The organism is Streptomyces fractus, assembly GCF_049844455.1.
GTDB classification, from domain to species: Bacteria; Actinomycetota; Actinomycetes; order Streptomycetales; family Streptomycetaceae; genus Streptomyces; species Streptomyces fractus.
This window is the reverse complement of sequence record NZ_JBMYHI010000002.1, coordinates 1,223,400-1,244,531: the sequence shown is the minus strand read 5'-3', so window position 1 is coordinate 1,244,531 and position 21,132 is coordinate 1,223,400. Positions and strand designations below refer to the sequence as shown.

General features: G+C 70.7%; 16 protein-coding genes and 1 pseudogene. 6 read left to right on the top strand and 11 right to left on the bottom strand.

Going from position 1 to position 21,132, the window contains the following annotated elements:
• Nucleotides 1–6: 6 nt before the first annotated feature.
• Nucleotides 7–1,335 carry an MFS transporter gene (locus ACP4E5_RS07695; protein WP_425826230.1) on the bottom strand — a complete coding sequence of 443 codons (1,329 nt, stop codon included), beginning with the start codon at nt 1,333–1,335 and terminating at the stop codon, nt 7–9.
• 160 nt (nt 1,336–1,495) lie between these two features.
• Here ACP4E5_RS07695 and ACP4E5_RS07690 point away from each other — a divergent pair, with 160 nt between their 5' ends.
• Entirely contained in the window at nt 1,496–2,116 is a 621-nt protein-coding gene (locus ACP4E5_RS07690) for a TetR/AcrR family transcriptional regulator (RefSeq protein ID WP_425826228.1), read from the top strand.
• Nucleotides 2,117–2,150: 34 nt separating this feature from the next.
• Here ACP4E5_RS07690 and ACP4E5_RS07685 read toward each other — a convergent pair whose 3' ends face one another.
• Nucleotides 2,151–2,753: a TetR/AcrR family transcriptional regulator gene (locus ACP4E5_RS07685; protein WP_425826226.1), complete on the bottom strand. Its 603-nt coding sequence runs from the start codon at nt 2,751–2,753 to the stop codon at nt 2,151–2,153.
• A gap of 243 nt (nt 2,754–2,996) precedes the next feature.
• Between ACP4E5_RS07685 and ACP4E5_RS07680 the strand changes: the two genes are divergently transcribed.
• Nucleotides 2,997–4,304, top strand: a complete 1,308-nt coding sequence (locus tag ACP4E5_RS07680; RefSeq protein ID WP_425826224.1) for a family 1 glycosylhydrolase — start codon at nt 2,997–2,999, stop codon at nt 4,302–4,304.
• A gap of 44 nt (nt 4,305–4,348) precedes the next feature.
• Complete coding sequence (uidA, locus tag ACP4E5_RS07675; RefSeq protein ID WP_425826222.1) at nt 4,349–6,148, top strand: beta-glucuronidase; 1,800 nt, start codon at nt 4,349–4,351, stop codon at nt 6,146–6,148.
• A gap of 41 nt (nt 6,149–6,189) precedes the next feature.
• On the opposite strand, the gene ACP4E5_RS07670 is transcribed toward uidA, so the two are convergent.
• From ACP4E5_RS07670 to ACP4E5_RS07660, 3 genes are all read right to left on the bottom strand, one after another.
• Nucleotides 6,190–7,131: an HpcH/HpaI aldolase/citrate lyase family protein gene (locus tag ACP4E5_RS07670; protein WP_425826220.1), complete on the bottom strand. Its 942-nt coding sequence runs from the start codon at nt 7,129–7,131 to the stop codon at nt 6,190–6,192.
• Nucleotides 7,121–8,338 carry a CaiB/BaiF CoA transferase family protein gene (locus ACP4E5_RS07665; RefSeq protein WP_425826218.1) on the bottom strand — a complete coding sequence of 406 codons (1,218 nt, stop codon included), beginning with the start codon at nt 8,336–8,338 and terminating at the stop codon, nt 7,121–7,123. The genes ACP4E5_RS07670 and ACP4E5_RS07665 overlap by 11 nt, the downstream gene beginning before the upstream one ends.
• 233 nt (nt 8,339–8,571) lie before the next feature.
• Nucleotides 8,572–9,492: a LysR family transcriptional regulator gene (locus ACP4E5_RS07660; protein WP_425826216.1), complete on the bottom strand. Its 921-nt coding sequence runs from the start codon at nt 9,490–9,492 to the stop codon at nt 8,572–8,574.
• A gap of 141 nt (nt 9,493–9,633) precedes the next feature.
• Here ACP4E5_RS07660 and ACP4E5_RS07655 point away from each other — a divergent pair, with 141 nt between their 5' ends.
• Both ACP4E5_RS07655 and ACP4E5_RS07650 read left to right on the top strand, forming a co-directional pair.
• Complete coding sequence (locus ACP4E5_RS07655) at nt 9,634–10,974, top strand: CitMHS family transporter (protein ID WP_425826214.1); 1,341 nt, start codon at nt 9,634–9,636, stop codon at nt 10,972–10,974.
• Between the two features lie 83 nt (nt 10,975–11,057).
• Nucleotides 11,058–12,653 (top strand): CocE/NonD family hydrolase, encoded by a 1,596-nt coding sequence (locus ACP4E5_RS07650; protein WP_425826212.1) that lies wholly within the window; start codon nt 11,058–11,060, stop codon nt 12,651–12,653.
• A 165-nt stretch (nt 12,654–12,818) separates the two neighbouring features.
• Here the strand turns inward: ACP4E5_RS07650 and ACP4E5_RS07645 are convergent.
• The 6 genes and pseudogenes from ACP4E5_RS07645 to ACP4E5_RS07620 form a co-directional block, all read right to left on the bottom strand.
• Nucleotides 12,819–14,033 (bottom strand): annotated as a pseudogene (locus ACP4E5_RS07645) (MFS transporter); the annotation flags it as partial.
• A gap of 8 nt (nt 14,034–14,041) precedes the next feature.
• Nucleotides 14,042–15,193, bottom strand: coding sequence for an LLM class flavin-dependent oxidoreductase (locus ACP4E5_RS07640; RefSeq protein ID WP_425826210.1), 1,152 nt, complete (start codon nt 15,191–15,193; stop codon nt 14,042–14,044).
• 75 nt (nt 15,194–15,268) lie between these two features.
• Complete coding sequence (locus ACP4E5_RS07635) at nt 15,269–15,343, bottom strand: putative leader peptide (RefSeq protein ID WP_425841137.1); 75 nt, start codon at nt 15,341–15,343, stop codon at nt 15,269–15,271.
• 132 nt (nt 15,344–15,475) lie between these two features.
• Nucleotides 15,476–16,486: an alpha/beta fold hydrolase gene (locus tag ACP4E5_RS07630; RefSeq protein ID WP_425826208.1), complete on the bottom strand. Its 1,011-nt coding sequence runs from the start codon at nt 16,484–16,486 to the stop codon at nt 15,476–15,478.
• A gap of 195 nt (nt 16,487–16,681) precedes the next feature.
• Nucleotides 16,682–18,070 carry an alpha-amylase gene (locus ACP4E5_RS07625; RefSeq protein ID WP_425826206.1) on the bottom strand — a complete coding sequence of 463 codons (1,389 nt, stop codon included), beginning with the start codon at nt 18,068–18,070 and terminating at the stop codon, nt 16,682–16,684.
• A gap of 304 nt (nt 18,071–18,374) precedes the next feature.
• Nucleotides 18,375–19,418, bottom strand: coding sequence for a LacI family DNA-binding transcriptional regulator (locus ACP4E5_RS07620; RefSeq protein WP_425826204.1), 1,044 nt, complete (start codon nt 19,416–19,418; stop codon nt 18,375–18,377).
• A 397-nt stretch (nt 19,419–19,815) separates the two neighbouring features.
• Between ACP4E5_RS07620 and ACP4E5_RS07615 the strand changes: the two genes are divergently transcribed.
• Complete coding sequence (locus tag ACP4E5_RS07615; RefSeq protein ID WP_425826202.1) at nt 19,816–21,093, top strand: extracellular solute-binding protein; 1,278 nt, start codon at nt 19,816–19,818, stop codon at nt 21,091–21,093.
• Nucleotides 21,094–21,132 lie beyond the last annotated feature (39 nt).

Genomic DNA, 21,132 nt, shown 5'->3' with positions numbered 1-21,132 from the left:
GCGGGCTCAGCGGACGGACCGCACCCGCGTGAAGATCAACAGGCCGCCGATCAGGGCGAACACGGCTCCGGTGAGATAGAGCGCGGTGTAGTTCTTGACGTCGCCCGCCGTCCCGAAGGTGATGATGAACGGGGCGAGCAGGGGCGCGAGCGCGCTCGGGATCTTCTGCGAGAACTGCACGACGGCCATGTACCGGCCGGCCTCGGCGCGGTCGGGGAGCACGGCCATCACGATCGCCGAGTCGACGGAACTGAACGCGGCGATGGACAGCTGCATGAGCACGGAACCCGCGATCAGCATGGGGAAGGAGTGCGCGGCAGCCTCGACCACCGCGCCGCCCACGAACAGCAACGCGCCGACGAGCGTGAACAGCCGCCTGCGGCCCAGCTTGTCCGACAGGAACCCGCCGCCGACCGCGCCCGCCATCGCCGCGAGCACACCCACCATGCCGACGGTCGCGACCGCCCCCGCCACCTCCTTCACCGGGAGGTCGAGGCGCTGCGAGTAGAAGAAGGTGCTGAACGTGGTGTTGAAGTACAGGCCCATGAAGAAGATGAAGCGGCCCAGCCAGTTCCAGGCGAAGTCGGGATGGCGGCGCGGGTTGAACACGTAACTCGCCAGGATCTGCCTCACGGACACCGACGCCGCCGCGGGCAGCCCGCGCGCGTCCGCCTCGGGGCCGCGCAGGGCGAACATCACCGCGAGGGCGATGCCGAGGACACCCGGCACGACGAAAACCAGAAAGGTGCCGGGGAGCGCGGCGGCGAGGCCGATGCCGAGGACCGGGCCGACCTGGCCGCTGAGACCGGTGAGGCCGGACACCCGGCCGCGCTGCTCCTCGGGGATACGGTCGGCCTGAACGGTGAGGATCGCCTGCGAAGCCGTCGCCCAGCCGAGCATCGCGAGCACCCAACACGCGCCGATAGCAAGGAGGTTGGGTGCCACGGCGATGCCCATGAGAGCCAGCAGCCCCAGGACGCTGCCGCCGACCAGGAACGGGCGTCGGCGCCCGGCGCGGCTGCGCGTCCGGTCGCTCCAGCCGCCGATCAGCGGGCTGGCGAGGAGGAAGACGACCTGGGCGGTGCCGGTGACGTAGCCGAGCACCTCCTCGCGGCCGGGAGCCAGTTGGTCGATGCGCAGTGCCAGCGTGTACGACAGCGGCAGGATGTACGCCATGGCGACGCCGAAGTTGGCGGCCGTCATCCAGAGCAGATAACCGCGGTCGACCGGCTTCAACTGCGGCCCGGTATCGGCCGGTTGCTCGGTCGCGGTCGGTGGCGGTGCTGCGCCGGTGGCGTCGATGTGACGGCCGGTGGAGGGTGCCTCGTCCTGCACGGTGACTCCATTGTCAGAGCGGTTCGAGAACGTGTGGCGCCAGAATGTAACCAGGGTGGATACTTTTCGAGCGAGATTAAACTCCCGGTCGACAGGGAGGGCAAGCCCCGCGCACGCCCTCGTACGCATCCGGCCCCGCGGCCACGGCGCAGGAGGCACCATGAGTTCCACCCCCGGCACCCGCCGCCGAGGCCCGTACGCGACGACGCCCGCGCGGCGGCTGCAGATGGTCAGGGCGGCGCTCGCGAGCTTCGCCCAACACGGCTACGAGCGCGCCTCGTTGCGCGACATCGCCGCCCGTGCGGGTGTCACCCATGCCGCGTTGCTGCGCCACTTCTCGGGCAAGGAGGAGCTTCTCCTCGCTGCGCTGGCGCAGCGGGAGGCCGACGAGGAGGAGCAGGCTGCCCGCATCGTCGCGTCCGGCGTGGCCCAGGCGGCGGTGCTCGGCGCCGTGCTGGCCGACGAGTTCGCGGACCCCGAGTACCAGCGCAACTGGCTGGCCCTGGCGATCGCCGCGACCGACCCGGCCCACCCGGCCCACGCGTTCTTCGCCGGGCGCCGGGAGCGGATGCGCACCCGGTTCCGCAGCGGCCCCCTGCGCACGTCGTACGACAGCCCGGACCTGACCGCCGACGAAAAGGTGGTCATGGTCCTCGCGATGATGGACGGCCTGCGGATGCAGACGCTGCTCGACCCCTCGCACGACCCGCTGCGCCTGCTGGAGATCTTCATGCAGGCGGTCATCGCCCCGACGGACGAGGACCGGCCCGAGGCCGACTGAGCGACCGCGGGCCGCGGTGTCAGGGGGCGGGTGTTCAGGCCCCGTCCGCGTCGAAGGCCATCCGCAGGAACGTGCGGACCGGGCCGACGATGTCCAGGTCCCGGTCGAGGACCCACTGCAACTGCAGGCCGTTGAGCACGGCCTGAAGGAGGACCGCCACGTGTTCGGGGTCGGCCCCCTCGCGCAGCTCACCGCGCTCCGCCTTCTCGCGCATGCCCTCGACGAAATGCTCGCGCCCCGCGTCGTAGCGCCGGACGAAGTACTCGTGTGCCGGGTGGTCAGGGCGTGCGGCGGCCGCCGCGAGTTCGATCCACAGTGCCATCAGCTCGGGTGCCCGCTGGTGGTGTCGCAGCAGGTCACCCAGGTAAGGGCCGAGTTCGTCCATGGTGCCGACCTTGGAGAGGCCGTGCTGCCACTCCTCGGTGTCGCGGTCGGCCAGCACCTCGGTGAGCAGCTCGTCCTTGCTGCGGAAATGGTGCAGCAGCCCCGCGTGGGTGATGCCGGCCCGCTCGGCGATGTCCCGCAGCGAGGCCTTCGTGAACCCGTGCTCCGCGAAGCTGTCGCGGGCCGCCCGGACGATCTCGGCGCGCCGCGCCGCCGTCTTGGCGTACGGCCCGCGGGGCTTTGCGTCGGTCACGTTGCGGTTCCTCTCGTGTTTCGGTCGGAGTGTGTCCCGTCGTGGTCGTGAGCGCAAGGTGACGACCCCGGCGGCCCGGCAGGTCACGCTCTGGTCACGAAGTGGGACCGCGCTCTTCCCGTCCGGGCGCCCCGCGGCTTACGTTCCGGACGAAAACCAACCGAGTGGTAATGGTTGGACCGGAGGGAACTGTCCCGCTTGATCGAGAAGGAACCGTCCCCGCCCGACGCAAGGGAATTGACGATGACTCAGCTGCCGGCAGGATTCCTCTGGGGCGCCGCCACCGCTCCGCACCAGGTGGAGGGCAACAACCTCAACAGTGACTTCTGGGCGAGCGAACACCTCATGCCCGGCATGGAGCGCAGCGGCGACGCCGTCGACAGCTACCACCGTTACGCCGAGGACATGCGTTTGCTGGCCGACGCGGGGCTGACCGCCTACCGCTTCGGCATCGAGTGGGCGCGCGTCGAGCCGGTGCCCGGACACGTCTCGCGCGCCGAACTCGCCCACTACCGGCGGATGATCGACACCGCGCGCGACCTCGGCCTCGAACCCGTCGTCACGCTGCACCACTTCACCAACCCCAACTGGTTCGCGCAGGAGGGCGGTTGGACGAGCGGCCGGGCCGTCGACCGGTTCACGCACTACGTACAGGCGGTCGCCGGAATCCTCGACGGCGTCAACTGGGTGTGCACCATGAACGAGCCGAACATGCTGGCCATCATGGTGATGATGCGCCGCCTGATGGAGGCGCGGGGCGGGGGAGGGGACAGCGGTGGTGGCGCGGATGGCGATGGCGGTGCGGACAGCGGTGGTGGCGCGGACGGCGATGGCGGTGCGGACAGCGGCGGAGGCTTGGGCAGCGGCGGCGCCAAGAAGTGGATGAGCCCGACCGTCGAGGGCGCGGCGCGCCCCGTCCTGCCCGACCCCGATCCGACGGTCGGGCGGCTGCTCGGCGAGGCGCACCACGCCGCCCGCGACATCCTCAAGAAGCACACCGACGCGGCGGTCGGCTGGACGGTCGCCTGCCAGGCGCTTACCGCGACACCCGGCAACGAGCAGCGGCTCCGCGACATCCGGTACGTCCGCGAGGACCTGTACCTGGAAGCGGCGCGCGGCGACGACTTCATCGGCGTCCAGGCATACTCCAGCCAGGAGGTCGACGAGAACGGCATCCTCCCGCACGCGCTGGGCCCCGACACGACCCTGACCGGCAACGCGTACCGGCCCGACGCGCTCGGCATCGCCGTGCGGCACGCATGGGAGGCCACCGGCGGCGTACCGGTCCTGGTCACCGAGAACGGCATCGCCACCGCCGACGACTCCCAGCGCATCCGCTACACCACCGAGGCGCTCGGCCATCTTGTCGCCGCCGTCGACGACGGCATCGACGTGCGCGGCTACCTCCACTGGAGCGCCCTCGACAACTACGAGTGGGGCCACTGGAAACCGACCTTCGGCCTGATCGCCGTCGACCGCGAGACGTTCGAGCGCCGGCCCAAGCCGAGCCTCGCGTGGCTGGGCGGGGTCGCGCGACGCGGCCGTCCGTGACACCCCCGCACACCCGGCGTTCCGGAACCCAATGAAAGGGCCCCATGCTGAAGCCGCGTGCCACCGCCACCCGCGAACTCGTGAACTTTGACGGCCTCTGGCGGTTCGCCACCGCTGCCACCGCCGGCGAGCGCCCGTGGGCCGGGCCGCTCGACACACCACTCGAAGCCGCCGTCCCCGCCAGCTATAACGACCTGTTCACCGACAGCGCGATCCGCGACCACGTGGGATGGGTCTGGTACCAGCGCACGGTCCGCGTACCGCGTGGGTGGGCCGGCGACCGGGTGATCCTGCGCGTCGACGCCGCCACACACCATGGGCGGGTGTACGTCGATGACGCCCTGGTCGCCGAACACGTCGGCGGCTACACCCCCTTCGAGGCCGACATCACCGAACACGCCGCCGCCGGACGGGAGTTCCGGCTCACGATCGGCGTGAGCAACGAGCTGACGAACACCACGATCCCGCCCGGCCGCATCACCGTCGACCAGAGCGGCCGCCGCAAGCAGACGTACCTGCACGACTTCTACAACTACGCCGGGCTCGCCCGTTCGGTGTGGCTCTACAGTGTGCCGTCGGTCGCCATCGAGGACATCGCCGTCGTCACCGGATTCGACGGCACCACGGGCACGGTCGAGTACGAGGTCGAGGCGGGGGAGAGCGCCACGATACGGGTCCGGGTGCGGGACGCGACCGGCGTCGAGGTCGCGGCGGGCGAAGGAGCCGGCGGCAGTCTGCGCATCGACGGCGTGACACTCTGGCGCCCAGGGGCGGCGTACCTCTACGAACTCGAGGCCGAGATCGTGGACGCGGACGGCACGGTCCTCGACACGTACAGCCAGCCGTTCGGTGTGCGCACCGTCGAGGTGCGCGGGACCCGGTTCCTCATCAACGGCGAACCGTTCTACTTCACCGGCTTCGGCAAGCACGAGGACACCGCCGTGCGCGGCAAGGGCCACGACGACGCCTACCTCGTCCACGACTTCCAGCTCATGCGGTGGACCGGCGCCAACTCCTTCCGCACCTCGCACTACCCGTACGCCGAGGAGGTGATGGACTTCGCCGACCGGCACGGCATCGTCGTCATCGACGAGACGGCGGCCGTCGGCCTCAACCTCGCCGTCGAGGCCGGCCTCACCGGCGCTCCGCAGCGCCCCACCTTCTCGCCCGACACCTTCAACGACGACACCCGCGCCGCCCACGCCCAGGCGATCCGCGAGCTGATCGCCCGCGACAAGAACCATCCCAGCGTCGTGATGTGGTGTCTCGCCAACGAACCCTCCTCCAACGAGGAGGGCGCCCGCGAATACTTCGAACCGCTCGTCGAACTCACCCGCAAACTCGACACCACCCGCCCGGTCACCTACGCCGCCGTGATGTTCGCGACGTCCGACAACGACCGCATCGCCGAGCTCTTCGACGTCATCTGCGTCAACCGGTACTACGGCTGGTACATCGCCACCGGCGACCTGGCCGCCGCGGAGACGTACATGGAGAACGACCTGCGCGGCTGGGCGGAGAGGTTCCGCAAGCCGCTCGTCATGAGCGAGTACGGCGCCGACACCATGGCGGGTCTGCACTCGGTGTGGGACCAGCCGTGGACGGAGGAGTACCAGTCCGCCTGTCTCGCCGCGAGCCACCGGGCGTTCGACCGCATCGAGGCGGTCGTCGGCGAACACGTGTGGAACTTCGCCGACTTCCAGACCTCGCACGGCATCCACCGCGTCGACGGCAACCGCAAAGGTGTCTTCACGCGAGACCGCAAGCCCAAGGCCGCCGCCCACGAACTGCGGCGGCGTTGGCGGGGGCTTGAGGGGCGGAAGCCGTCGGGGGAGGGAAGCTGAAAGGCCCACGAACCGGCCGGTGCAGAGGGCCTCGCAGCCGGTCAGACGTGCCGATTCAGCAGGGCGCGGGCCGTCGCCGCCATCGCCTCGTCGACCATCTCCCCCTCGAACGCCACCGCGCCCACGCCCCGCGCCTGCGCCTCCTCCATGGCGGCGATCAACCGTGCCGCGCGGGCGAGTTCGTCCGCGACCGGGGCGAACACCTCGTTGATGACCGGGACATGGGAGGGGTGGATCGCCAGCATGCCGGTGTAGCCGAGCGCCCGGTTCTGCTCGGCGAAGGCGCGCAGGCCGTCGAGGTCGCCGGTCCGCGTCCACAGCCCGGCCACCGGATGCGGCGCGCCCGCCGCTCGTACGTCGAGCAGCACACGGGCGCGCAGCGCGTGCGTCTCGTGGCCCTCGGGACTCCACCGGTAGCCCACGGCGCGTTCGACGTCGCCGCCCGCCCCGGTGACCGCGCCCAGGTACGCGACCCGGTCGGTGGCGGCCGCCGCGCAGCCGTACGCGTCGCGCAGCGCGCCGGCCGTCTCCAGCAGCGGGACCAGCGCCAACTGGCCCTGCGGCAGCCCGTGTTCGCGTTCGCACCAGCCGAGGATCCGGTCGGCGAGCCGGACGTCGTCGGGCCCCGACACCTTGGGCAGCAGGACGCCGCTCAGACCAGGGCCGCACACCGTACGCAGTTCTTCGGCAGCCGCCCAGCCGTCCAGCGCCCTGACCCGGACGAACAGCGCCGGACCGGCAGGGGAGGCGTCGGCGGCCCGGCGGGTGAGCGCCTCGGTCACCTGGCGCACGGCCGCCGCCCGGTCGGCCTCGGGCACGGCGTCCTCCAGGTCGAGGACGACCGCGTCGGCGCCGGCCGCACGGGCCTTGGGGAGCCAGTCCGTGGTCTTGTTGCCCGGCACGAACAGCAGCGAGCGCAGCGGGGGACGGTGCGCCCGCGCGGCGGAAGCCGACAGGGGCTCGGGCGGCAGCTCAGACGACACCGTGCTTCTCCAGATCCGTGAGTTCGTCCTCGCCCAGGCCGAGCCACTCCCCGTAGACGAGGGCGTTGTCCTGGCCGAGCGCGGGTCCGGTCCGCCAGACCGCTCCCGGGCGCTGCCGGAAGTGCGGGATGACCGACTGCATCCGTACGGGACCGAGGTCGGCGTCGTCGACCGTGACGATGTCCTCGCGCTCGGCGTACACGGGATCCGCGGCGATGTCGGCGGCGTTGAACACCCGTGACGCGACGACCTCGGCCTCCGCGAAGGCCTCCAGGCACTCCGCGGCCGTGCGTTCGGCCACCCACGCCCGCAGGCCCGTGTCCAGCTCGGCCCGCCCCGCGAACTGCTGCTCGGTGGTGGCGAAGTCGGCCTCGTCGTGGCCGAGCAGTACGGCCACGTTACGGACCGAGCGCAGGGTCGCCGATGTCACCGTGATCCATTCGCCGTCACGCGACTGGTAGGTGTTGATGACGGCGGCCGGCGCGACCGCGAGCTGGTTGCCGGTGCGCTCCGGCACCGTACCGAGCTGGTCGTGCACGATGACCTGCCACTCGACGAGGCGGAACAGCGGCTCGAACAGGGCGAGGTCGATCCACTCGCCGTCGAATTCCGGGTCGTTGTCGCGGCGGTGCAGGGCGGCGAGCACCGCGTAGGCGCCCATCAGGCCGGTCACCGCGTCGCCGTGGGAGAAGCCGGTGTGCACCGGCGGGGAGTCGGCGAAGCCGGTCAGGTGCACGACGCCGCTGCGGGCCTCGCCGACCTTGCCGAAGCCCGGCTCGTCGGCGCGCGACGAGGTGGCGCCGAAGCCGGAGATCTGCAACAGCACGGCCTTCGGGTTGAGGCGGTGCACGGACTCCCAGTCCAGGCCCCAGGAGCGGAGCCGGCCGTTGCGCAGGGTGACGATCACGACGTCCGCCCACGCGACGAGGCGCTGGGCCAGTTCGCGCCCCGACTCCTGGTGGAGGTCCAGTGTCACGGAACGCTTGTTGCGCCCGGCGACCTTGAACCAGAGCGGCTGCCCGTCCTTCTTCGGGCCCATGGCCCGCGCGGCGTCCCCGGCACCCGGCGGCTCGACGTGTACGACGTCCGCGCCCTGGTCGGCGAGCATGGAACCGGCCAGCGGGCCCGCCACCACATGCGCGAACTCGACCACCTTGAGGCCCTGTAGCTGGCCCCGGCCGCCGGTTCCCTGATCCTTGATCGACACCACCACTGTGCTCCCCAACTCCCCGATACGCACGCCCGATTGCCGCGCTTCCCACGGCCTGCCGTGTCTGCCGTACCTGCCGTGCCTGCCGTGAGGCTCACCCCAGCCTGCCGAGCCATCGGCATGAGCGTCCAGCATTAAAGAGCGATCAATCCTTGCGTTGTGCGCATAAGTTGCACGCATAGGTAGCACGCGTAGGTAGCACGCGTAGGTAGTAGGTGGAGTGGTCCGGCTCATGCCCACGTGACGCCGTGCGGCAGTTCGTGCCGTCGTGCCCGGAACTCCTGGAGCGTCTCCAGGAAGCGGTCGGCCGCTCGGGGGAGCGGACGGCGGGCGCGTACGGCGATGTCCAGGCGGCGGTGAACGGTCGGCTCGACCAGCGGCCGGTGCACGAAGGGACCCGTGCCGAGGAGCGGCAGGACGAGTGCGGGCATCGCGGCCACCCCGAGGCCCGCCGCGACGAGTCCGCCGACGGTGGCGACGTTGCCCGCCTCCGCGGCCGGCGCCGCCCCCGCGCCGATCTGGGCGAACGCCGCATCGGTCAGGCGCCGCACGCTGGAGTCCGGGCCGACCGCCAGGAACGGCTCGCGGGCCAGCTCGTCCCACGTGACCTCGGCGCGATCGGCCAGCGGATGCTCCCGCGGCAGCACCGCCACGAACCGGTCGCGCACCAGCGGCCGGTGCTCCAGCTGCCCGGACGGCTCGCCGGTGGTGATCGCGAAGTCCGCGTCCCCGGACAGCACCCGGCTCAGCACGGACTGCTCGAGGCCGTCCATGAGCTGCACCGCCACCTGCGGCCACCGCCGCCGGAAGTCGAGGATCACCTGCGGCAGCAGCACCGCGGCGACCGACGGCAGGGTGGCCACGGCGACCGTCCCCGCCTCGCCGAGCACGAAGCGCTCCAGCTCCTTCATGCCGGACCGGTGCGCGTTCACGATCTGCTCGGCTATGCGCAGCGCCTCGACCCCGGCCGCGGTCAACTCCACATTTCGGGTGTCGCGTTCGAGGAGCCGGGCGCCCAACTGCCGTTCCAGATCCGCCACCGCGCGGCTGAGCGAGGACTGGGAGACACGTAGGTGTGTCGCTGCCGCGGTGAAGCTGGTGGCTCGGGCCACGGCGGCGTAGGCCGTGAGTTGACGCAGAGTGCTGTCCATGGCGAGGGACCCTACGCGCCCGCCCCCGCCTTTGATGCGGTAACCGCATGGATAGATCTCGGTTTGATGCTGGACGCCGATACGCCGCCGCTCCGACACTCATCCGCGAGAACACGCCGATCGAGAAGGTGAGCGACGACCATGCTGGCAGCGCTGGGATTTACGACGATCGGCCTGTTCCTTCTGCTCACCATGACCAAACGGGTCTCCGTCCTGGTGGCTCTCGTGCTGCTGCCGGTCCTCGCGGCCCTCGTCGGCGGGTTCGCCGGTGACATGGGTGGCATGATCCTCGACGGTCTCAACACGGTGGCACCGACCGGCATCATGATCGCCTTCGCGGTCCTGTACTTCACGTTGATGGTCGACGCCGGACTCTTCGACCCGCTCATCAACGCCATCCTGCGGCTCGCCCGCAACGACCCGGCACGGATCGCGGTGGGCACGGCGGTCCTCACCATGTGCGTGTCACTCGACGGTGACGGGGCATCCACCTTCCTCATCACCGTCTCCGCACTGCTGCCCGTCTACAAACGCCTGGGCATGAGCCCGCTCGTACTGTCCGGCGTGGTGTGTCTGGGCGCGGGTGTGATGAACATGATCCCGTGGGGCGGGCCGACGGTGCGGGCCATGGCGGCGCTGAAGCTGGACAGCTCGGAGGTCTTCACGCCGGTGCTGCCGGCGATGGCCTGCGGGATCGTATGGGTACTGCTCGCCGCGTACTGGATCGGCCGCCGCGAGCGCCGGCGCCTCGGCGCGGTGCCGGCCCAGCGCGAGGGCCGGGGCGTGGAGTCGGAGGCGGACACCGCCCGCGTGGTGGGCGACGGCCCGGGCACCCCGCTGGTGCCCGAGGCGACCCGCCCGCCGCTCCCGCTGACCCTGTTCAACGCCCTGCTGACCGTCGTCCTGATCGTGGCACTGGTCCTGGAGGTCATGCCGCTGCCCGTGCTGTTCGCGGTCGCCTTCGCCCTCGCGCTCGTCGTCAACCACCCGCGCTGGGAGGCGCAGCAGGCGCTCCTGGAGAAGCACGCGAAGAGCGTCGTCCTCGTCACGACCATGATCTTCGCGGCGGGTGTGTTCACCGGCGTCCTGACCGGCACCAAGATGATCTCCGAGATGGCCGAGGCCCTCGTCTCCGTCGTCCCGGACTCGCTCGGCGGACACCTCGCGCCGATCGTCGCGATCACCGGCATGCCGCTCAGCCTGGCCTTCACCCCCGACGCCTACTACTTCGGCGTGCTGCCCGTCCTCTCCCACACGGCGTCCGGCTTCGGCGCCGACCAGGCCGAGATCGCCCGCGCCGCCATCCTCGGCCAGATGACCACCGGCTTCCCGCTCAGCCCACTGACCGCGTCCACGTTCATCCTCGTCAGCATGAGCGGCGTCCAACTCGGCGAACACCAGCGCTTCATCTTCCGCTGGGCCTTCGGCACGACCCTCGTCATGACCGCCGCGGCGCTGCTCACCGGCGCCATATCCCTGTGACCCGCCGACAGCCCGCGGGCACCTCGTCCACACCCGCCGAACAGTCCGCCGAACGGCCCGCCGAGACAAGGAGACACCCACCCATGCAGGTCCCCACGGACGGCATCGGCACCGCGCACACACCTTCCCCGCGGCGCCGCACGGTGTGCGCGCTCGGCGCGGCCACCGCACTGACCGCGGCCCTCGCCCCCGCCCGAACCGCCGCCGCGAGCACCACCGGCACACCGGACGACCCGTTCTTCTCCTACGACCGGCCGGCCGCCTACGGCGTCGTACGCGAGGACGTCAGAGTGCCGCTGCGCGACGGCAGCCACCTCGCCGCCCAGCTGTACCGCCCGGCGGGCCCCGACGGGAAGGCGGCCACCGGCCGCGTCCCCGGCATCGTCTACGAGTACACGGCCTACGCCGAGGCCCTGGAGGCCTTCGGTGACGCGGCCGCCTACTTCGTGCGCAGGGGATACAACGCTCTGGTGTGCCAGGTCCGCGGATCCGGCGCGTCCCCCGGCACGGTCGACCCCTTCGGCCCGCAGGAGCAGCGCGACAACTACGACGCCATCGAATGGCTCGCCCGGCACCCGTCCTGCACCGGCAACATCGGCCAGATGGGCGTCAGTTACGGCGGTCACACCAGCCTCCTCGTCGCCGTGAACCGCCCGCCGCACCTCAAGGCGATCATCCCGACGAACGCGCTGCACGACTGGTACGAGAACACCATCTACCGCGGCGGCATTTACTCACCCCGCATCCGCGACTGGCAGCGGTCCACGGCCCCCGCCACCCTCCAGACGTACGCGGCGCACCCGCTCTACGACGACTACTGGCGAGGCCGCAGCGTCATGGCCCGCTGGGACCGACTCACCGTCCCCACACTGGAGATCAACGGCTGGTACGACCGGTACCGCGACGGCATGGTCAAGAACTACCTCGCCCGCCCCGACAACGTGTGGCTCGTCTCCGGCCCCTGGGACCACGGCGACCCGGGAACCCAGTACGCGGGCATCGGGCCGGGCGCCTACCTGGCCTGGTGGGACCGGTGGCTGGGCGGGGACCGGCACGCACCGCTGCCGGCCGCGCGCGTCACGTCGTACGAGATCCCGGGCCCGGGAGCCGGATCGGGCTGGCAGCGCTTCGCGCAGTGGCCGCCGCGCGACGCCCGCACGCTGACGCTGGCCCTGCGCGGCGACGGGACGCTGGCGCGCGCCAAAGGCACCGGCGGGAAGGCCGCGTACGAGGTGAACACGGGGACCGGAAGCCCGGCGCCTGACCAACAACTCCGTTTTGCGACACCGGCGTTGACCCGTGACCTCGTCCTCGCCGGAGACGCCACCCTCTCCGTCCGCGCCGCCTTCACCGCCACCGACGGCAACATCGCCGCGGTCCTCTACGACCAGGCGCCCGACGGCACCGCCGCCAGGATCACCGCGGGCTGGCTCAAGGCCAGTCACCGCGAAGGGCACACGGCCCTGGCCCCGGTGACACCGGGCGCGTACGAGGACATGGACGTGCACATCTGGCCCACGCACTACCGGATCGCCGCGGGGCACCGGCTCGTGCTGCGTGTCTCGAGCGACGACTACCCGGAGATCGACTCCGACGTGCCCGGCGGACGGGTCACCCTGCGGGTCGGCGCCGGTGGATCCACGGTGCGACTCACGGTGCGGGCCGCGGGGCGGAGTTGAGTGTCGGGCCGCCTTCGGTGGCCCGGCCGGTCCGTACGAACAGGTCCTCCTCGCGGAGCCGGGAGGTCGCCCAGACGCTGCCCACCGCGGACAGGACGAGATACCCGCACGCCAGCCACGGGGTGCCGGCCCGATGGCGAGGAAGGCGGTGACCAGCAGCGGCGTGATGCCGGACGCGAAGATGCCGGACACCTGATAGACGGCCGACATGCCCGTGTAGCGCACGTGCACCGGGAACAGCGCGGCGAACAGGGTGCCCTGAGCCCCGTAGAAGCAGGCGTGCACGATGCCCAGGGCGAGCACGAGCGCCACGGCGAAGCCAAGGAGGCCGCCGGTCTCGAACAGCAGGAAGGCGGGGAAGACCGACACACCGAACGCGGCCATGCCCGTCAGATAGGTGCGTCGCGCGCCGAACCGGTCCACAAGCCGCCCCGACACCGGGACGAGCGCCGCCATCACCAGCGACGCGCCCGTCACCGTCAACAACACCGAGGTGCGCGGCAGATGCAGCGTCCCGGTCGCGTACGTCAGCGCGAAGACGCCCCAGGTGTTGAAGGCCACGCCCTCACCCCAGCGGGCCACCATGCCGAGCAGCAGGTGACGGCGCGTCAGCCGGTCGCGCACCACCTCCACGAGCGGCACGGACCGGGGTCCCGTCGTCAGGCCGAGCACGGCGCGGAAGGCGGGCGTCTCGTCGATCCGCAGCCGTACGGTCAGCCCGACCCCCACCAGGACGAGGCTGGCGAGGAACGCGACCCGCCACCCGTAGCCGAGGAACGCCTCGTCGCTCAGTACGTTGCTCAGGAGCGCGAACACGCCTGTGCCGAGGGCGAGTCCGAGCGCCAGGCCGATCTGCGGGTAGCTGCCGAACCGGCCCTTTCGGCCCTCCGGCCCGTGCTCCACGGCCAGCAGGACGGCTCCGGCCCACTCGCCGCCGAGCGCCACGCCCTGCGCGACACGCAGGACCAGCAGCAGCACGGGGGCGAGCGCGCCCACCTGCTCGTACGTGGGCAGGAGGCCGATCAGCGCGGTCGAGACACCCATCAGGCCCATGGTGAACGCGAGGGTGCGCTTGCGGCCCACGCGGTCGCCGATGTGCCCGAAGAGCAGCCCGCCGAGCGGACGGGCGACGAAGCCCACCGCGAACGTGGCGAAGGCGAGCATGGTGCCCACGGCGCCGTTCGCCTCCGGGAAGAACAGCTTCCCGAAGACGAGGCTCGCCGCCGTGCTGTAGAGGAAGAAGTCGTACCACTCGACGGTGGTGCCCAACAGACTGGAGAGGACGACGGTCCGCAGTTTGCGCCCGGACGTGACGCCGGTGTCTGCGCCGGTGACGGTGTGCGTGTGCGTGTCCGCGTACGTGTCCGTATCCGTGTGCATGGCTGTGCTCACACGCCCGCGAACGCGACGGTGCCGGGCTCGGCGGGGGCCGGTGCGGCCGGGTGGTGCCACAGTCCGCGGCGTTCCAGCTGCGGCAGGACGCCCTCGCCGAACCAGTACGCCTCCTCCAGGTGCGGCACACCCGAGAGGACGAACTCGTCGATGCCCAGCCGGTGGTACTCCTCGATGCGGTCGGCGACCTCCGTGTGGCTGCCGACCAGGGCGGTACCGGCGCCGCCGCGCACCAGGCCGACGCCGGCCCACAGGTTGGGGTAGATCTCCAGGTCGGAGCTGGTGCCGCTGCCGTGCAGGGCGCGCATCCGCTTCTGACCCTCGGACTCGGAGGTCGCGAGGCCGCGCTGGACGGCGGCGACACGCTCCGGGTCCATGCCCTGAAGCAGCCGCTCGGCCTCTGCCCATGCCTGCGCGGCGGTGTCGCGGGCGATGACGTGCAGCCGGATGCCGAACCGTACGGTGCGGCCGATGAGGGCGGCGCGCCTGCGGACCTCGGCGATCTTCTCGGCGACGGCCTGCGGCGGCTCGCCCCAGGTCAGGTAGGTGTCCGTGTGCCGGGCGGCGACGTCCAGGGCCGCGGGGGAGGAGCCGCCGAAGTAGACACTGGGGACCGGATCCGGCAGCCGGTTCAGGCGGGCACCCTCCACGCGGAGGTGCTCGCCGTGGTGGTCGACCGTCTGCCCGTCCCACAGGCGGCGCACGATGTCGAGGAACTCGCCCGTCCGTGCGTACCGTTGGTCCTTGTCGAGGAAGTCACCGTAGGCACGCTGCTCGGCGCTCTCGCCGCCGGTCACCACATTCAGCAACAGGCGTCCGTGTGACTGCCGTTGATAGGTGGCGGCCATCTGCGCGGAGAGCGTGGGGGAGATCTGGCCGGGCCGGAAGGCGACGAGGAACTTCAGCCGCTCGGTGACCTGCGTCAGCATCGCCGTGGTCAGCCACGCGTCCTCGCACCAGGCGCCGGTGGGTGTCAACGCCCCTTCGAAGCCGAGCTGTTCGGCGGTGCGGGCGATCTGGCCGAGGTACTCCACGGACGCCGGACGGTCGCCGCCGGCGGTGCCGGGAGTCGAGCCGTGGCCGCCGCCGACGACATGGCGGCTGTCGCCGGTGGTGGGCAGGAACCAGTGGAAGGTGAGAGTGGACATGACGGGGTGAGGACCTCACAGAACACGGAGTGGAGTACGGAGCGGGGTACGGAACGGAGCGCAGGGGTGGCGGCGTCAGCGGCGACAGCAGGCACCGGCGTACCGGCAGAGGTCGATGTGCCGGCGGATGACGAGCGGCGTTCCGTGCACGGGCCCCTTCCCTCCTTGCCTATAATTCCTACCTGATTACTAGGAATAGTTTCCGCATCAGTGCCCGCTGGTCAAGTTCCGTCTCAGCAAGCGGACGCGGCGAGGTGTGATCCGCCGCGGCCCACTACCCCCTCACGTCGCGCTGCGCTCGCTCGCCTCGCGGTACTCGTGTGCCACGGCCCGCTCGTACTCCTCCTCCGGGCGTCCCGTACGCAGGAGTTCGCGCCATTGCTCGACGCTCCAGTCGCCGGGAGTGGTGGTGGCGATGAACTCCTCCAGGAGCCGGACGAACCGCGCGGGGTCGGCGTGGTGCGGGAAGTGCCCGGCACCGGGGAAGATCTCGAGCCGGCTCCCGGGCATCGCGTCGTACGCGGTGTAGGCGTGCGCCACGGGCAGCACGCTGTCGCGATCACCCCAGACGAGGAGGGTGGGGACGCCCCGCGCCAGATAGCAGCGGTCCAGCATGGTGACCACCTGGCCGCGCCAGTCGACGACGGCCCGCAGTGTCCGCGTGAAGGCGTCGCGGGAGTTCTGGTCGGGCAGGGCGTCGACCAGGTCGACTAGGTCGGGCGCGTCCACGCCGAGTCCGGTGTCCAGGAGTTGGAGGGCGCGGACGACCGCGTTGACCGGCAACCGTGCGCCCGCCACCTTCAGCAGGCCGAGTGCGAGCCCCGCGCCAGGCAGGGTCGCGGCCCGCAGGATGGGCGTGACCTGGCGTCCGACCCCGCCGGTGGAGATCAGGACGAGCCGGTCGACGCGCTCGGGGAACTGGTACGCGAACTGCATCGCGACGCCGCCGCCGAAGGAGTGCCCGACGAGCGTGACGCGGTCGATGCCGAGCACACCGAGCAGGTCGCGCAGACCGTTCGCGTACGCGGCGACCGAGTAGTCGGCGCGCGGTTTCGCCGAGTCGCCGTGGCCGAGCAGGTCGGGAGCGATGACGGTGTACTGGCGCGCGAGGGTGTCGATGCAGTCCTCCCAGTGCGCGCTGGACGCCCCGACGCCGTGGATGAGCAGCACGGCCGGGCCCTCGCCCGCCATCCGGTAGGCGCGGCGGTAGCCGTGGACGGTGACGAAGGCGAGCGCGCTGCCGCTCTCCTGCGCGCGTGCGGCGGGCTTGCGAATCGGAATGACGTGCGCCATCGCCCTTCTCTCCGTAACGGTCCTGTCCGGCGCGTTCCGGATCCCGGTGCCCGGGAACGGTACGGCGAGCGTACGCAGCGCGGTACGGCGGAGGGTTTCATGCCGGTTGCGAATGGATTCCGGTTGCTCTGGCCGGGAAGTGAACCGGCCCCGCGCCATGTCGCACGGCGTGGGGCCAGTAGAGCGCTTGGCGTGTCAGGCGGTGGCGTCGACGTCGAGGGCCACCGCGCCGTGGGACGGGACGGTGGCCTTCGTGGTGCCGTCGGAGGCGACGTCGACCTTCTCGGAGCAGTCCGCTCCGGCGGCGACGTTGCAGTAGGTGCCGGCGGGCAGGGAGGTGGTGAAGGTCTCGGACAGTTCGCCGTCACCGGAGTTGAGCGCGACGAAGCCCTTGGCGCCGCGGCCGAAGGCGATGGCGCTGCCGCCGTTGTCCCACCAGTCGGTCAGCTCCGCGTTGCCGACGGCGTTGCGGAATCCGACCATGCCGGTGATCTCCGGGTCGGCGTGCATGTTCGTCCAGGTGGCGCCGTCGGGACCGGCGTCCTTGTCGCTCCACTCGTAGCCGGAGAACACGTTCGGCGAGCCGTAGGGGTGGGCGAGCATGAAGACGTTGGCCAGCTTATAGGTGGCGCCGTCCTTGTAGGTCAGCGTGGAGCCGTTGCGCTCGGTGTCCCAGTTGTCGACGAACGTTCGCGCCTTGTCGCCGGCCAGCTTGCCGTCGGCGATGTTCTTCAGCTGGGCGAGATTGCCGCTCTGGAAGGCGCTCTTCATGTGGCCGCCGAACTTGAACTCGTCGACGTCGCCATTGCCGGTGTACATGTCGGCGGTGACGGCCTCGCCGCCCTGGTCGATCACCTCCTGGACCCAGAAGCCGGGGTCGGCCATCTTGCCCTTGATCGCGGCGAGTTCATCGGCGTCGATGTGCTTGGCCGCGTCGATGCGGAAACCGGAGACACCCATCGAGCGCAGGTCGTCGAGGTAGGCGGCGATCTTGGACTGGACGGCGTCGCTGCCGGTGTTCAGGTCGGCGAGGCCGACCAGTTCGCAGTTCTGCACGTTGGACTTGTCGTTGTAGTTGTTGACGGTGCAGGTGTCGTGGAAGTCGCCCTTCTCGTACAGGCCGGGGTAGCTGTACTTGGAGTACGCGGTGCCGCCCGTGCCCGTCCCGGAGCCGGACGACATGTGGTTGATGACGGCGTCCGCGACGACCTTCACACCGGCGTCGTTGCAGGCACTCACCATGCTCTTGAACGCGTCACGGTCGCCGAGCCGTCCCGCGATCTTGTAGCTGACGGGCTGGTACGAGGTCCACCACTGCGAGCCCGCGATGTGCTCCGAGGCGGGCGACACCTCTACGTAGCCGTAGCCGGCGGGGCCGAGGGTGTCGGTGCACTCCTTGGCCACGTCGGCGAACGGCCTCTCGAAGAGTGTCGCGGTGACGGTCCGCTCGCCGGGCGGTGTCGCCTCGGACTGCCAGGGCGCGACGGCGGCAAGACCGCCCGCCGTCAGCAGCCCGGCGCTGCTCGCTATCAGCAGGCGCCTTCTGGCGGGCAGGCGTGAGGGCCGGTGCTGATGTGCTGTCATCTCGTGCGGCTCCTTCGTCGCGCGGGCACACGTGTGCCCGGTGGGGGGAGGCAGTCACGCGCCAGAGCTGCCGTGGGGTAGGAGGGACACTGCCGCAGCCCGTTCGAAGGGTCAACGAGTGCGGCAAGAATTTCCTGATTCTTGCGGCACAATCTTGCGAACCCGGTTGTCGGCAGGGCGGAGACGCCGGGGTCAGCCCTCAACTCGGCGCGTCCCGTGGGGGCTTGGAAGGTCGCGCCGGTCCTCGGGCCGGGACGTCATGCGTCCGGCAAGGAGGTCGTACGACGCCGAGACAGGCGACGGATCAGCGCCGGCGGCCCGCCGCGCCCGGGAGTTCGGGCCCCGCCGCCGTCGAGCCGCGGACCACCAGCTCGGGCATGAACACGAACTCCGTGTGCGGCGCGGGGGTGCCGCCGATCTCCTCCAGGGCGGCGCGGACCGCCGCCTGGCCCATGGCCTGGACCGGCTGCCGGATCGTGGTGAGCGGCGGGTCGGTGAACGCGATCAGCGGGGAGTCGTCGAAGCCGACCACGGAGATGTCCTGCGGGACGCGCAGGCCGGCCTGGCGGGCGGCGCGGATGGCGCCGAGTGCCATCATGTCGCTGGCGCACACGATCGCCGTGCAGCCTTGCGCGAGAAGCGTGGTCGTCGCGGCGTGGCCGCCCTCCATCGTGTAGAGGGAGTGCTGCACCAGCGCTTCGCTCTGCGCGTCGGTGAGCCCGAAGCGCGCGGCCAGCTCCGACTGGAAGCCCTCGATCTTGCGCTGCACCGGCACGAACCGGCGCGGGCCCACCGCGAGTCCGATCCTGGTGTGTCCGAGGGAGGCGAGGTGTCCGACGGCGAGGCGCGTCGCCGCGCGGTCGTCCGTCGACACGAACGGCGCCTTGATCTGCGGCGAGAAGCCGTTGACGAGGACGAACGGGATGCCCTGGCCTCGGAGTTGGTCGTAGCGCTGGGTGTCGGCCGTGGTGTCCGCGTGCAGCCCGGAGACGTAGATGATGCCGGAGACACTGCGGTCGACGAGCATCTCGGTCAGCTCGTCCTCGGTGGAGCCGCCGGGTGTCTGGGTGGCAAGGACCGGTGTGTACCCCTGGCGGGTGAGCGCCTGGCCGATGACCTGCGCGAGCGCCGGGAAGATCGGGTTGTCGAGCTCCGGTGTGATGAGGCCGATCAGTCCGGCGCTGCGGGTGCGCAGTGGCGTCGGACGCTCGAATCCGAGCACATCGAGCGCGGCAAGCACGGATTCGCGGGTGCCGGTGGCCACGCCGGGCTTGCCGTTGAGCACGCGGCTGACTGTGGCTTCACTGACCCCCGCCTGGGCTGCGATGTCGGCGAGCCGCGCGGTCATGGGATGGGACTGTACCGGTTGCCTGCGGGAATGCCCACCAGCAGGGAGGCGCCGTCCCCAGCAACATCATTGGAAGAGGTTGCAGAATTCCGGGTGTCGTGAAAGCGCCGCCGGATCGCCGCAACTCGGCGGTTTGTGGCCGTAGTTGCATGCTATTTGACCGCTGATGTGCGCAATTATCAGGGTCCGCCGAGGGGTTACGGGGCGCCCCTCAGGACACGACGATGTAACGATGAACGCGTCTTGCAGGAATTTCGCGCAAAGTCTTTCGTCGGGCTTTCCGCGCTGTTACGTTCACGTCGCCCGGCGGCCGCAGCGGTGCAGTCGGCGAGTAGGGCAGGGGAGCGGACGGGACCGTTCCCCGTCCACAGACGGGCATTTACCCCTAGGAGATCTCATGCGGCGTGGCATAGCGGCCACCGCGGTGGTGGCGTCCCTCGCACTCGCGGCAACGGCCTGCGGCGGAAGCGACGACGACGGCGGCAAGGCCTCGGGCCCGGTCACCATCCAATGGTGGGACACGTCGAACGCGACCAACGAGGCGCCCACGTACAAGGCGTTGGTCGAGAAGTTCGAGAAGGCCAACCCGAACATCAAGGTCAAGTACGTCAACGTGCCCTTCGACCAGGCGCAGAACAAGTTCGACACCGCGGCGGGCGCCAGCGGCGCCCCGGACGTGCTGCGCGCCGAGGTCGGCTGGACCCCCGCCTTCGCGAAGAAGAGCTATCTGCTGCCGCTCGACGGCACCGAGGCCCTCGCCGAGAAGGACAAGTTCCAGCCGAACCTCATCAAGCAGGCCGAGTACCAGGGCAAGACCTACGGCGTGCCGCTCGTCACCGACACCCTCGGCCTCGTCTACAACAAGGCCCTCTTCAAGAAGGCGGGCATCAAGGCGGCGCCCACCACCTGGGACGAGCTGAAGAAGGACGCCGCCACCATCAAGGCGAAGACCGGCGTCGACGGCTACTGGGGCTCCGAGAAGGGCTACTACCTGGAGCCGTTCCTGTTCGGCGAGGGCACCGACACCGTCGACGCCTCCGCCAAGAAGATCACCCTCAGTTCGCCCGCCGGCGAGAAGGCCACCAAGACCTGGCTGAGCACCTTCAGCGGCAAGGGCATGCACAAGGCCGACGTCACCGCGGACTCCTACGCGCACCGCCAGGACGCCTTCGTCAGCGGCAAGGTCGCCATGACCATCGAGGGCCCGTGGGAGGTCACGAACTTCTACAAGGGCTCGGCGTTCAAGGACAAGAACAACCTCGGCGTCGCCACCGTCCCGGCCGGCTCGACCGGCAAGGCGGGCTCCCCGACCGGCGGCCACAACCTGTCCGTGTACGCGGGTTCGGACAAGGCCCACCAGGCCGCGTCGCTGAAGTTCGTCAAGTGGATGACGTCGGCGAAGACGCAGGAACAGATCGCCCTCAAGAGCGCGACGCTGCCCACCCGCGACGACGCGTACACCGCCAAGGTCACCGCGGACCCGGGCCTTGCCGGCTTCCAGAAGGTGCTCTCCGCCGCCCAGCCGCGGCCCTCGCTGCCCGAGTACAGCTCGCTGTGGGGCCCGCTCGACGAGGAACTGCCGAAGGCCGCCGGCGGCAAGGAGAGCCTCGACAAGGTGATCTCCTCCGTCGAGACGCAGTACACGAAGCTCCTGCCGGACGGCTTCACCAAGTAACCCCTGACCAGGTGCCGCGGTCCCGCACCATCGGCCCGC